Origin of the sequence: Acinetobacter sp. P8-3-8 (assembly GCF_000214135.1) — a bacterium.
In the GTDB taxonomy this organism is placed as follows: Bacteria; Pseudomonadota; Gammaproteobacteria; order Pseudomonadales; family Moraxellaceae; genus Acinetobacter.
Map to the genome: position 1 here is coordinate 1 of NZ_AFIE01000036.1, position 13,197 is coordinate 13,197.

The 13,197-nt window shown below is 40.5% G+C and carries 11 protein-coding genes and 1 other RNA gene; 10 read left to right on the plus strand and 2 right to left on the minus strand.

The genetic code is table 11. The features are described from left to right. Positions 1–170 precede the first annotated feature (170 nt). The 9 genes from GGG_RS0113475 to GGG_RS0113515 are packed head-to-tail and all read left to right on the plus strand — an operon-like array spanning position 171 to position 9,734. Positions 171–512 (plus strand): phage tail protein, encoded by a 342-nt coding sequence (locus GGG_RS0113475; protein WP_010115639.1) that lies wholly within the window; start codon positions 171–173, stop codon positions 510–512. Between the two features lie 51 nt (positions 513–563). Continuing rightward, on the plus strand, positions 564–1,727 hold the full coding sequence (locus tag GGG_RS0113480) for a hypothetical protein (RefSeq protein WP_010115641.1): 1,164 nt from the start codon (positions 564–566) through the stop codon (positions 1,725–1,727). Continuing rightward, the gene (locus GGG_RS0113485; RefSeq protein WP_010115756.1) at positions 1,711–2,520 is read left to right on the plus strand and encodes a phage minor tail protein L; all 810 of its coding nucleotides are present in this window, start codon (positions 1,711–1,713) and stop codon (positions 2,518–2,520) included. The genes GGG_RS0113480 and GGG_RS0113485 overlap by 17 nt, the downstream gene beginning before the upstream one ends. Before the next feature lie 7 nt (positions 2,521–2,527). Beyond that, positions 2,528–3,277, plus strand: a complete 750-nt coding sequence (locus GGG_RS0113490; RefSeq protein WP_010115757.1) for a C40 family peptidase — start codon at positions 2,528–2,530, stop codon at positions 3,275–3,277. Further along, entirely contained in the window at positions 3,261–3,860 is a 600-nt protein-coding gene (locus tag GGG_RS0113495) for a tail assembly protein (RefSeq protein WP_010115758.1), read from the plus strand. Before GGG_RS0113490 ends, GGG_RS0113495 begins: the two co-directional genes overlap by 17 nt. 57 nt (positions 3,861–3,917) lie before the next feature. Further along, positions 3,918–8,342 (plus strand): host specificity protein J, encoded by a 4,425-nt coding sequence (locus GGG_RS0113500; RefSeq protein WP_010115759.1) that lies wholly within the window; start codon positions 3,918–3,920, stop codon positions 8,340–8,342. Then, the gene (locus GGG_RS0113505) at positions 8,339–8,878 is read left to right on the plus strand and encodes a DUF4376 domain-containing protein (RefSeq protein ID WP_010115761.1); all 540 of its coding nucleotides are present in this window, start codon (positions 8,339–8,341) and stop codon (positions 8,876–8,878) included. Before GGG_RS0113500 ends, GGG_RS0113505 begins: the two co-directional genes overlap by 4 nt. 44 nt (positions 8,879–8,922) lie before the next feature. Further along, positions 8,923–9,294 carry a hypothetical protein gene (locus tag GGG_RS0113510; RefSeq protein WP_010115762.1) on the plus strand — a complete coding sequence of 124 codons (372 nt, stop codon included), beginning with the start codon at positions 8,923–8,925 and terminating at the stop codon, positions 9,292–9,294. Beyond that, positions 9,291–9,734, plus strand: a complete 444-nt coding sequence (locus tag GGG_RS0113515) for a lysozyme (RefSeq protein ID WP_010115763.1) — start codon at positions 9,291–9,293, stop codon at positions 9,732–9,734. Before GGG_RS0113510 ends, GGG_RS0113515 begins: the two co-directional genes overlap by 4 nt. A gap of 37 nt (positions 9,735–9,771) precedes the next feature. On the opposite strand, the gene GGG_RS0113520 is transcribed toward GGG_RS0113515, so the two are convergent. Next, positions 9,772–10,908: a tyrosine-type recombinase/integrase gene (locus GGG_RS0113520; RefSeq protein ID WP_010115764.1), complete on the minus strand. Its 1,137-nt coding sequence runs from the start codon at positions 10,906–10,908 to the stop codon at positions 9,772–9,774. A gap of 194 nt (positions 10,909–11,102) precedes the next feature. Next, positions 11,103–11,461: a transfer-messenger RNA gene (ssrA, locus tag GGG_RS20700) on the minus strand. Positions 11,462–11,591: 130 nt separating this feature from the next. Here ssrA and glpK point away from each other — a divergent pair. Then, positions 11,592–13,076, plus strand: coding sequence for a glycerol kinase GlpK (gene glpK / locus GGG_RS0113525; protein ID WP_010115765.1), 1,485 nt, complete (start codon positions 11,592–11,594; stop codon positions 13,074–13,076). Positions 13,077–13,197: the final 121 nt, after the last annotated feature.

Consider the following 13,197-nt stretch of genomic DNA (forward strand, 5'->3'; position numbering starts at 1 on the left):
CACGATTCGGTAAGGGCGGTGATTAATCGAGAGCAACGACAAGTTGGATTATTAGCAAGAGAATCTAAAGCAAAGGATCCAGATGTAGATAGCACCACCATTGAGGATTGCAGAAAGCGTTTTAAAGGCGATATTCGCAATATCTCGATAAATATTGAATGGCCGAAGTTATGAGCAATCAAAAATTCACATGGTGCAACGACCTAGATGGCAACTCCCAAACCTCAAGCTTTAAAGTCCTTCAGTCTAGTTTTGGTGATGGATATACACAGCGAACGAGTGTAGGGATTAACAATCGGTCATCCACATGGGCATTCAAAAAAACTGGCAAGAAGGCTTTGATACAAGAGATCAAAGCCTTTTTTGATGCACATAAGGGTGCTGATTCATTTTTATGGGATTCGCCGCTAGATGGTGAAGTTCGAGTGGTGGCAGGGGATTACACCCCAGTCAGTTTAGGCGGGGATGTCTGGTCCATCTCCACTACATTCACCCAAGACTTTAAACCTTAAATACAATCTATTTCACGCCCCGCATTGTCGGGGCTTTTTTGTGAGAAAAATATGACAATTCAAACAGTAAGTTTAGGTACTGCACCAAGTGGTGCTGGTGGTGATACCTTTCGTTCGACTGGTACAAAAGTAAATGAAAATTTCACCAATAACACGCATGCAGCAAGTCGTCAAGTGGGGACTGCAAGTGGCAATGTGATGGAAGTTGGGGCATTTGGGATTGGTGGTAAAGGTGGTCAGATTAGCGGTCTTTCAACAATAGATGATTATTATTCAAAACTTCAAGGGAAATGCCAAATATATAGAAACGAGTCAGTATCTCAGATGAGTCTACAGTATGCGCCATCCATGTATCTTGTTACGAATAATACGCATGCAACAATCTCAATTAGTCACTCAACAGGTGATGTACTTATTTCCTCATGGTATGAGGGGCTGGTAAATCCGATTGTTAGAAAATTAAAAACTGACTTAAACACGACTATAGATTCCAACGGCTTCATTAAAAATGCGTCACCAATTATTAAACTCTTTTCAGAAAAAATAGAACCCAATGAAGAGGCGTTAGAACAAGAACCTTTATTTGAAAAAGTCGATATTGGTCATTACCTGATTAAAAATACGCTAGGTTTTGCTAAAGAGAGCTGGTGGATTGAGGTGCCAACTGACAGCAATGGCAACCGTATTTGTGCAGTTGAATATCAAACGCTAGAAAATGGTGACATTGAAATCAAAACATATAAGAAAAAACTTAATGAAGATGGTGATATTGTTGCGAATTTAGATATGCCGATTGACATACCGAATAATTCGAAGGGTGAACCACGTTGGATTGATATTCGTTTACATTCAATACCCAAACCAACCATTCACAAAGTTCCAAGAACTGAAAAACAGCCGCGTATGATTCAACAGTTGAAGTATGCGATGCAACCAAGCTACATGACTCGATTGACTGATTTGATCGATGATCAGGGGCAAGTTGTTATAGTTGAAGGCAAGCCATTTCAAAAGAAAGAAACTTACTTGGTCACAGATGCACAAGGTATTGCGACACTGACCAAACAACCGCTTGTTAATGAAAAGGGTGAACCCGTATTTGAATTGGTGCAAGCGTTAGATTCAGAAGGTAAACCAATCTTTGATGATGTGCCTGTGCTCGATGACAACGGTAATCAAATTTATGATGAGGTCACATATGAGCCTCAACAGTGATTTTCAAAAGCTGTTTGTCGATGGGTTAATTACCTTGTTTGAATTGGATGCCAGCAACTTAGGTGCTGGCATTTTACGTTTTCATGGACATATTGCATTTCAAGATTGGGAAAGGATTTATTCATCCATTGGATCAGATGGGTTGATCGGAGCGGATGTTGGCTCTATTGGCAAGGTATTTGATGTAGGCACTGAAAAGATTTGGCAACGTAATATCATTTGGCAAGGTCAAACTTTTGAGCCGATGGCAATTCAAGCATCAGGCTTAGAGATGCGTACAGATGGAAAAGCTTCTGCACCGACTTTAAGTATGGCCAACAACATCAACGGCATTCAGGGTGCAGTATCTACATATTGTCTACAGTTCGATGATTTTGTTGGGGCTAAGTTAAAGGTTATTCGAACCACTGTTAAATATCTGGATGCTGAAAACTTTAGTGTGGGCAATCCAAGTGCATCCAATGAAGCCAAAGAGCAGCTGTGGTATATCGAGCAAAAGACCTCTGAAAATGACCAAGCGGTGACCTTTGAACTCTCGAATCCGATTGATTTTGAAGGTCAAAAAATCCCGATTCGTCAAATCACATCGATGTGCCACTGGTGCATGATGGGAAACTACCGTGGTGAAGAATGTGGTTATACCGGTGCAAGCATGTTTAATGACAAAGATGAACCAACGGATGATCCAAGCCTAGATAAATGCGGTGGTCATATCAGTTCTTGCAAATTGCGCTTTGGTGAAAATAAGCCTTTGCCACATGGTGGTTTTCCTGCATCGAATTTGTTGGGGTAATAAAACAATGAAGCTAACCGCAAAATTAAAGAAAGCCATACATTTACATGCTGCAGAGGTGTATCCAACAGAATGTTGTGGTGTGATCGTCAATAACACATACGTCCGTTGTCGTAATACTTCACAGCTGAAGGATAGCTTTGAAATTCATCATGTAGATTTAGCCAATGCTGAGGATCAAGGCGAGATTCAAGCCTATGTGCATTCACACCCGGATGCAACCACACGTGCATCCGATCTGGACTTGCATCAGATAGAATTGCATGAAAAACCTTGGGTGATTTGTGCTTATCCTGATTTGGATTTTGCAATTTATCAACCTTGTGGATTTAAATTCCCTTTGATTGGGCGGAATTATCATCATGGTTGGCAAGATTGCTATTCGATTGTACGTGACTTTTATCAACGTGAACTCAATATTCAAATTCCTAATTTTGAGCGCTCAGATCGTTGGTGGGAATCGGCAGACAATGCTTCTTTATATCTAGAAAATTTTGGCAAAGCGGGCTTTGTTGAAGTTAATGACTTGAAGTACGGTGATGTGATGCTGTGCCGTGTGGGGCGTACAGAGCATGTTAATCATGCAGTGATTTGGCTAGGTGATCAGGGTGCTTTGAAATCTGAGCAAACAGAAGCGTGTATCGGTTCATCATTGATTTTACATCATCCATATGGACGAAAATCAGTCCGTGAAATCTTTGGCCAACAATGGCAAGAACGTGTAGCAAAGGTGATCCGTCATGTTAAAAACTATTAAATTGTATGGGGTTTTAGCCAAAAAATTCGGTAAACAATTCAAATTGGATGTTGCCAATACTCGTGAAGCGGTACGAGCTTTATCGGTACAAATACCTGGCTTTGAAAAATTCATGTTGCATGCACATGAACATGGTCTGACATTTGCGGTTTTCCAGGATAAACACAATATTTCTGAAAAAGAATTGGATATGGGAACCGAAGCCACTGTGATTAAAATTGTACCCAAGGTAATTGGCGCGGGTGGTGATAATGGTGTTTTGAATACAATTCTTGGCGCTGTAATGGTCGTGGTTGGTGTCGAGGTTGGGTATGTTGCTGGTTGGACTGGTATTGGTGCCCAAGTAGGTGTGAGTTTGATCGGTGCAGGTATCGGGATGATGGTTGGCGGTGTAGCACAAATGCTTATGCCAAAAATTGATAATAGCCAAGACCAAAACCAAGATGGCAATAAAGCCAACTTTGGCTTCGGTGGTGCGGTGACCACGGTTGCGCAAGGTAATCCAGTGCCTGTATTGCGTGGTCGTCGAGAGATTGGCGGCTTTATCGTATCGGCAGGTCAATATGCTGAAGACATCATGTAAAACATTTTAGAAATATTCAGGCGCTTAAAGCGCCTTTTTTATTGCGTAAGGAAAATTATGGAAGCAATGATCAAAGGTGCGAAAGCAGGGCAAGGTAAACAGCGTCAAGCAAAAGTTGCAGCAGATTCAGCACAGTCCAAAACCTATATTAAAATTTTGTATGGGTTGTCGAAAGGTAAAATTAAAGGTTTGGCCAGAGGTAATCAATCGATTTTTTTGGACGATACACCGCTTGAAGGTTTAAACGGAGAACAAAACTTTCAGGATATTACTGTTGATTTACGTCTAGGTACCAATGACCAAGACTATATTGAAGGTTTTCCCGATATTTCTTCCGAAATTGCAATCGGTACAGAATTAAAATCGGATACACCTTGGGTCAAAGCTTTTACTAATCTTGATTTGGATGCTGTACGAGTACGTTTAAAGTGGGGACCATTACGTGAACAAAATGCCAAAAATGGTGATGTAAATGGGATTACCATTCTCTATGCCATCGATGTGCAAACCGATGGTGGTACCTGGACTGAAGCGCTAAATACCCAGATTTCAGATAAAACATCGGCAAACTATGAACGTACTCATCGTATTGATTTACCTCAAGCTGATATTGGTTGGCAAATTCGTGTACGTCGTATAACAGCAAACTCAACGTCTGAGTATGTTAGCGATAAAATGTATGTTGAAGCCGTAGCAGAAGTCATTGACGCAAAATTACGTTATCCAAATACAGCTTTATTGGGACTGCAATACGATGCGGAAACATTCTCCAATGTTGCTAAAGTTTCAGTTGAATGTGATGGTGTCGAAATCTTGGTGCCAAGTAACTACAATGCTGAAACTCGTATTTATACAGGGATATGGGATGGTACCTTTCAACGTGCTTATACCAATAATCCTGCATGGCACTTTTATGACGAGTGTTTATCTGTTCCGCGTATTGATGCCAGTATGGTGGATAAATGGTCAATTTATCGGCTAGGTCAGTATTGTGATGAATTGGTACCCGATGGTAAGGGTGGCCAAGAACCACGCTTTACACTGAATATTTATGAACAATCCCAAGAAGATGCATGGACAGTCTTGTCAAAAATGGCAGGCGTATTTCGTGCATTTATTTATTGGAATGGTTCACAAATCGTTTGTGATGCAGATGTACCGCAGGACACCTATTTCACTTATACCCGCGCGAATGTCATTGATGGGAACTTTGAATATTCAGGCACACGTGCGCGAGATCGCCATTCAGTTGCCAATGTAAAATGGGATAACCCGCAAAACCGTTATAAAACTGAAACACTGCCTATACGTGATGAAAAAGCCATTTCTAAGCTTGGGGTGCAAATTGCTGATATTTCAGCTTGGGGAAGTACTTCAGAAGGTCAGGCACAACGTGCAGGTTTATGGGCCTTAAAATCAGAACAGTTTGAAACCCGAACAGTGACGTTTAAAGTCGGACTAGATGGATTTATTCCTTTACCTGGGAAAGTCATCGAAATTGCGGATGAGTTATTTGCAGGTCGTGCCAATGGTGGGCGTATCGCTGCAGTCAGCGCAGATTTAAAACAAATCACTTTGGATCGTGATGATGTGGTGTGTCGTGCAGGTGATCGTTTAGTTGTAAATGGGGAATCAGGCAAAGCACAAGCACGAATTGTGCAATCGATTGCTGGTCGTATCATCACAGTCGTTGCGGCTTTTGATGCAGTCGCAGCACAAAACGTTTGGGTGGTGGATGCACAAGACTTAGCAACCATGAAGTTCCGTGTCATTTCCATTACCCAGGATGACGATCATCAATTTACCATCACTGGCTTGCAATACAATCCATTGAAATATGATGCGATTGATCATGGAGCTTATATTGATGACCGTCCAATTTCGATTGTTAATCCGAATATTCAAGCACCTGTCTCAAATGTTGTGATTTCTAGTGAAGACATGGTGCAGCAAGGTTTAACAGTCGCAACTATGCTGATTACCTGGAATCAAGCACAAGGGGCGACAAAGTATCTGGTTGAGTGGCGTAAAGATGATGGATCATGGTTAAAGTTGCCAATCACTGGCAATAACTCTGTTGAAGTTCAGGGGATTTATTCAGGTCAATATGAAGCTAAAGTCACTGCAATTTCTGCATTTAATGTGGCTTCATTGCCGACGTATTCGGTCTTGACTGAACTCAGTGGCAAACAAGGCAAACCACCACAGTTAGCATCTATTTCAGCCGAGGGCATTTTATTCGGGATGAAATTAACCTGGTTGTTTCCTGCGGTGGGTGCGTTAGATACGGCTTATACTGAAATTGAAGTCAGTCCAGATGGCGTATCAAATATTGGCCAATTGGGTTTATTTGCTTATCCAACAACAGTGCATACCATCCAAGGTATGCAACCGAATCTGACACAGTTTTACCGAGGACGTTTGATTGATCGCATTGGCAACATTGGTGATTGGTCAAATTGGGTCAGCGGTACAACATCAGCCGATGCGTCAGCAGTACTTGATATTTTAAATGGCAAAATTACTGAAAGTCAGTTACATCAAGACTTACAGACCAAGATTGACCATATAGAAACCATAGATGCTGAAATAGGTCCGATCAAACAGGATGTTCAGAATACCAAGGCACAGATTGCACAAGAAATTGTTGATCGTCAGTATGCGATTCAGCAGGCAGAAGATGGATTATCACAGCAAATTATTGAAGGTGATAATAATGTGCTTGCTGTTGTTGAGACGGTTAAACAGTCGAGTGAGCAAGGTATTGCAGCCGTTCAAACCAACATTGATGTGGTTGCAAATAATCTGTCTACCACCGCAACAAAATTGGATGGAGTTTACGCCCAAGTCAATCCAAAGCTGATCGGCTCTACATCAGATTTAATCGGCTCTGAAGAAGGCTTTGCAGGTACATGGTCACTACAATCAGCCATGATTGAAGGGGATTTGGTACTAAGCAAACGTATCGATACCACTGTTGCTCAAGTCAATGATGTTCAAGCCTTTGCACAGCAAGAGGTGATTGCTCGTATTGAAGGTGATAAAGCTACAGTCCAAAAGATTGATACTTATATCGCCCAAAATGATTCAGCATTAGCGACGGTGCGTAATTCTGCACAAGTTGCGGTTGATCAATCAAATGCCAATGCAGTGTTGATTGATGCTTTAGATTTAGAACTTGATGGTAAAGCAAGTACTGGTGCTTTAAATCAGGTCAAGTCGGATTTAACGACAGCTGATAATAAGATCGCTGCACAAACAATCCGAGTTGATGGGATTTATGCGCAAGTTAATCCTAAGCTAATTGGTTCTGAATCAGATTTGATTGGTTCTGAATCAGGTTATGCGGGTGTATGGTCTGAACAGTCGGCACGGATTGAAGGTGATTTATCGCAATCGATTCGCACTGATCAAGTTATTGCTCAAATGAATCAGAATGATGCTTTATATCAACAGCAGATTAAAGCAAATGCTGATGCAGTTTCAGCCAACGTCACAGCTACGACGACTTTGCAAACCAAGGTTGGGCAAAATACTGCGAGTATTCAAGATGTATCTGAATCCGTTGGTGGATTGTATGCTCAGAAATTCACAAAGATTGATGTGAATGGCAAAGTTGTGGGGTGGGGAGGTGCAAATGATGGTGTTGAAGGTAAATACATTTTCAATGTTGATACTCTTGCAGTCGGTAGTGGTGGAAGTGATGGTTATTATCCATTTATTTTTCGTACAACTCCATTTACAGACCCATTGACGGGCACAGTCTTTCCTGTATCAGCATATTTGAAATCAGCGATGATGGATTACCAAGCAGTCAAGACTTCACATATTGAAGACTTGGCTGTTAAAACTGCCAAAATTGACAACTTGGCTGTAACATCAGGGAAAATTGATAATTTAGCGGTGACTACACTAAAAATTCAAGATGAAGCGGTGAGTGTGCCAGTTGGTGCAAAGTTCGCAGATTTGAGTATGAATACTGCAACGATTCGAACAAATATGACCACTCCACTTCCAACAGATTCGGAAGCACAATTTCAAGCTTGGGAGAGTGCAATAGGCGAGTTAGGTTCAATCACAATGACGCGTAATGGGGGGAAAGCTTCAATTAGCGCAACACTTACGGTGATTAATTTAACAACAACCAATATTGCTTTAGCGGTTACAAATAGCGGTGGGACTGTGTCAGAAGCTGAGCGACGTTATGTAAGGATGGCTTTAAGCGTCTATAGAAATGGTACCTTGGTTGGCCGTTCATACCTTGCACCGACATCAGTCCTTGGTAACTCAGGGGTGGATGTATCGGGAACATTGTCAGTTGTATCCTTAGTTGAAAATAGTTTTGTTGGTACAGCGGTATACACAATGAAGGTTGGTCTTGCATATATGGGAAGTTTGACAAATGTCCAGATCGGAGTTGGTGGCGATACACAAATTAAATTTGTAGGTCGAAGTATTTCAGTAATTGAGTTGAAAAAATGACAGCAATTATTTCAAAACATGGTGAATTGCTGAAGATTATTTCAGCAAATGCAGAAACGATACAATTGAATAAAGAAGCAGGTTTTTTGGCTGTTTCTGATCCACCACACTTAAACATGTATTATCGTGGATGGTGGGTGGATTTACCCATAGCACCTTCTGTACATCACATTTTCAATTATCAACTTAAACAATGGGTTGATCCTCGTACATTGGAACAAGTTCAAAATGCAAAGTGGGATCAAATCAAAGCAGCGCGTGATGCATTTGAATCTGGGGGCTTTGAGTTTGAATCACATTCCTATGATTCAGATCAAGTCTCGCAACAACGGATTCTTTTAGCAATGAATTCAGATGTCAGCCAAGTTTGGACAACAGCCAGCAATGAATTTATTGAACTGAGTCCTTCTCAATTGAGAGGACTCTACCAGTCATTGCAGACGCATATTGCTTTGTCACATGAACGTGGTCGCATTGCTCGACAATTGATTTATGAGGCTGAAACGATTGGAGATGTTGAAGCTATTCAGTTCTAGCACCGAAAGGTGCTTTTTTATTGCCAAAAAATAGGGGAAATACCTTGAACGATCCGATTTCAATCAAAGGCTTACCATGGCTTTTTAAAATTATAGCTGCGGTGATCGGGGCTATTTTTGCCCTGACATTAAGCGGAGACATTGATACACAAGGGCGTATCAAAATCACAATGGGTGTGATTATGAAATTCACATTTAGTGTGGCTATTAGTTTATATGGCGGTTCAGCCTTCATTGAATACTACGATCTTGGGCATTATTCACATATGTCGCAGGGTTTCGTCATGCTTGTGTTTGCCATTTTTGGAATGCTTTGTATTGGTATCGCTTATCAGTCAGTACAGCTTATGAAAGGTAAATCCTTCATGGAAATTATCACAGAAATTAAAGAAGCCTTTGGAGCAATATTCAGATGAAAATAAGCACAAACGGAATCGATTTAATCTGCTCATTTGAAGGGCTTCGACTCAAAGCCTATGACGACGGTGTAGGTATATGGACCATCGGCTACGGTACCACGGTGATTAATGGTACCAAAGTCAAGAAAGGCGATACTTGCACCGTCGAGCAAGCCAAGTCATACATGGCCCAAGATTTAAAACAATTTGAATCAGCTGTGAATCAGGTCAAGGTACCGCTTAATCAAAACCAGTACGACGCTTTGGTTTCACTGGCCTATAACATTGGAGTAGGTGCATTCTTAAATTCGACTTTGTTTAAAAAGTTAAATGCCAAAGACTACAAAGGAGCTGCTGAACAATTCGGTCGATGGAATCGGGCAGGCGGCAAAGTGATGCGTGGGCTTACGAATCGTCGTGCGAAAGAGAGGAAGTTGTTTGAGAAAGCCCTCAGCTGAGGGCAATATCTATTAAAGTAAATGTCATTTTTTCATTTTAATTCATCCAAGAATCAACTTCATTTGAGTACCACTCCATTAATTCTTTTCTTTCTTCCCAATACTCAGCACGATTGTAAATTCCACGAATACGATCTTTGGGAACATGCGCGATTTGATACTCAATTACGTCAGCACGGAATTTCTTAGAATTGTTGGCATGAGTTGAGAATAAAGATCGGAAACCATGTGTCACCATTTGGCCTCCATAACCATTTCTCTTAATGATAGCTAAAATAGTTTCTGATCGAGTTGGTTGATTTGGTTTTCTTGTGTGTTTAAAGATAAAGCCATCATCAACACGATGGTCATATAAATCTTGAAATAATTGTTTAGTCTGCTTCGTTAGTGGCACAACATGATCTCTACGCATCTTCATGCGAGAGGCAGGGATGATCCATTGATTATTTTCTAAATCAATTTCGCCAGTATCCCATCTTGCACTCAATAACTCAGAGATTCGCACAGCTGTGTAACACACAAGCTTTAATCCGTGTAACAGTTCAGGTGTAACATTAGAATTATTAATACGTTTCCAAAATTCAGGCATTTGCTCAGAATCAAGAGAAGGCATGTTTTGTACTGTTTGTTGTGGAATAACATCAGCAACAAGGGTGCATGGGTTTTTTTGCGTATAATCCGAAGCAATCGCAAAATTAAATATCTCGCTTAAAAGTCTGAGAGATCGTTTTGCGGTTTCAAGTGTTCCTTTACCTACAATTTCTTTAACTTTTTTAACAACTTGTTTTCTTTCAATCGCATCAATAGGCTGTTCTGCAAAGTCTTCTGAGATATAGCTCAACCTATATATAACTGTATCTACATACTTTTGACTGGACCAACGCGGGGTCATCATCTTTAACCATTCATCAATAACAGTTTTAACAGCTGGCGAATCTAAAGTTTTTCCTTGAGCTTCTGCTTTATATTGTCGTGCAATTTGACGAGCTTCTTTACAACCAACATCAGGGTATTCACCCAAACTCTTTCTTGTTTGTTTTCCGTGGACTCGATATGAGAGTACCCACTTCTTTTTCCCAGTGGGATGAACATCAATAGACAAGCCTTCACCGTCTGCGAGTGAATATCTTTTTTCTTGGGCCTTCAAAGCTTTTACTTGTGAATCTGACAACATATCTTGTACCTGTTACACGCGTGTCACACCTGTGTAACACATTAGCATGATTGATGGTGATTTATAAACATTGTTCATTGTTGTCCGTGATTGATTATGATTAATGAATATATGCTTAAACTGCTGATATATAGTAAATAAAAGGCAAAAAAAATCAACCATGACGAATCATGATTGATCTTAATTTAAAAATTTGGTGGAGATGGCGGGAGTTGAACCCGCGTCCGCCAACACTACACTCGAGAATACTACATGCTTAGATATCGTCAATTATTTTAACATTAAGTGACCCGACGAACAGGGTACAAAACGCGATCCTCTAAGTTTGGTATAAAGCCCCGAGGCGTGACTTTATACGGACTTGTGTGCGTGCGCTTCGGTCGGGTTCACTGACCACAAGTATTCAGTGAAGCGGACAAGCTGCCCTTAGGCAGCTAGAGCGTAAGATTCGTCGTTTGCGACTAAAATATGCAAATTTGATTTACGAGAGAAAATGCGCTCTCGGCATGCATCTATGAGCTTCATCATCAGCGTCGAAGCCAATAACATCCCCAGATAACGACGCTATCATAACATAACTGTTATAAATTATGCAGATAATTCATACCAGTTATAGCAAATGACGCGCTTAGATATATAATTGCGTTACTATCAACATTTTACAAGAGTTAAAACAAGAAAAGATGAGCTATTTACTCGCACTTGATCAAGGAACGACCTCTAGCAGAGCAATTATTTTTGATGAACATGGAAAAATCTATGCGACTGCTCAGCGAGAAACACAAATTAAGACACCACATTCGGGGTGGGTTGAACAAGATGCTATGGAAATTTGGACAACACAAATTGGTGTTGTGCAACAAGCGATTGCATCGGCAAGATTGCTAGCTAAAGATATCAAAGCACTTGGTTTAACCAATCAACGAGAAACAACAATCGTTTGGGACAAACGTAATGGACGTCCACTTGCACCTGCAATTATATGGCAAGACCGACGTGCAGCAGATTGGTGTAATCAACTAATTCAAAATAATCTTGCAAATAAAATTCATCAAAAAACAGGGCTAAGGATAGATCCTTATTTTAGTGCGGGAAAATTAGTTTGGTTGCTGGAAAATGTCGATGGTTTACGAGCACTTGCTGAACAAGGTCATGTTGCTTTTGGAACAGTCGATAGTTGGCTTATTTGGAATTTAACCCAAGGCTCACAACATGTGATTGAAGCCAGTAATGCATCAAGAACAATGTTGATGAATTTAGCAACTCAAGAATGGGATGCTGAATTACTGGAATTATTTAATATACCGCCATCCGTTCTTCCTAAAATTATCAGTTCAGATGCATATATTGCCAATACAGCACCTGGCCTATTAGGTGCAGATATTCCAATTTGTGGTGTAGTTGGTGATCAACAATCAGCGCTCTTTGGCCAATCTTGTTTTGAAGCAGGCACAGCAAAAAATACTTATGGTACGGGTTGTTTCATGCTGTTTAATACAGGCAATCAAATTCAATTTAGTAAAAATCAACTACTTACAACATTGGCTTGGAACTGCCAAAATCAAACAAATTATGCACTAGAAGGCAGTGTCTTTATGGCAGGGGCGATTGTGCAATGGTTACGAGATGGTTTAGGGATTATTAAAAACAGTGCTGAAGTGGAAAGCTTGGCTTGCCAAGTGAATGATACCGATGGGGTCGTACTCGTTCCAGCATTTACTGGGCTTGGTGCACCACATTGGGATAGTGATGCTCGTGCGTTACTTTGTGGAATGTCACGTGGTACCAACAAATCCCACATTGCCCGTGCTGCTTTAGAGTCGATTGCATTTCAAGTTTCAGATGTATTGACCGCAATGCAATCTGATATTTCACAACCTTTAAAAGAGTTACGTGTTGATGGTGGTGCAAGTCAAAATGACATGCTGATGCAATTTCAAGCTGATATTTTAAATGTGCCTGTATTACGTCCAAAACTTTTAGAATCAACAGCTTGGGGTGCTGCTGCTATGGCAGGCTTAAAAGCAGGGATTTTTAACAATTTAGATGAAATATCAGAATCATGGAAGTTAGATAAAGCTTTTGAACCGAATATGGGTGAGGATCAACGACAGCATTATTTAAGTTTATGGAATGAAGCATTACAGCGGACTAAATCTCATTCATAATCACTATTTATTTAGTAAAAATAGATATTCACAAGTAATTAAAACTTAGGGGGACATACAGCTAAAACAGATTTGGCTGTATGTTGATAAAAAAGAAAGCCATCTATTCACATGATATAGA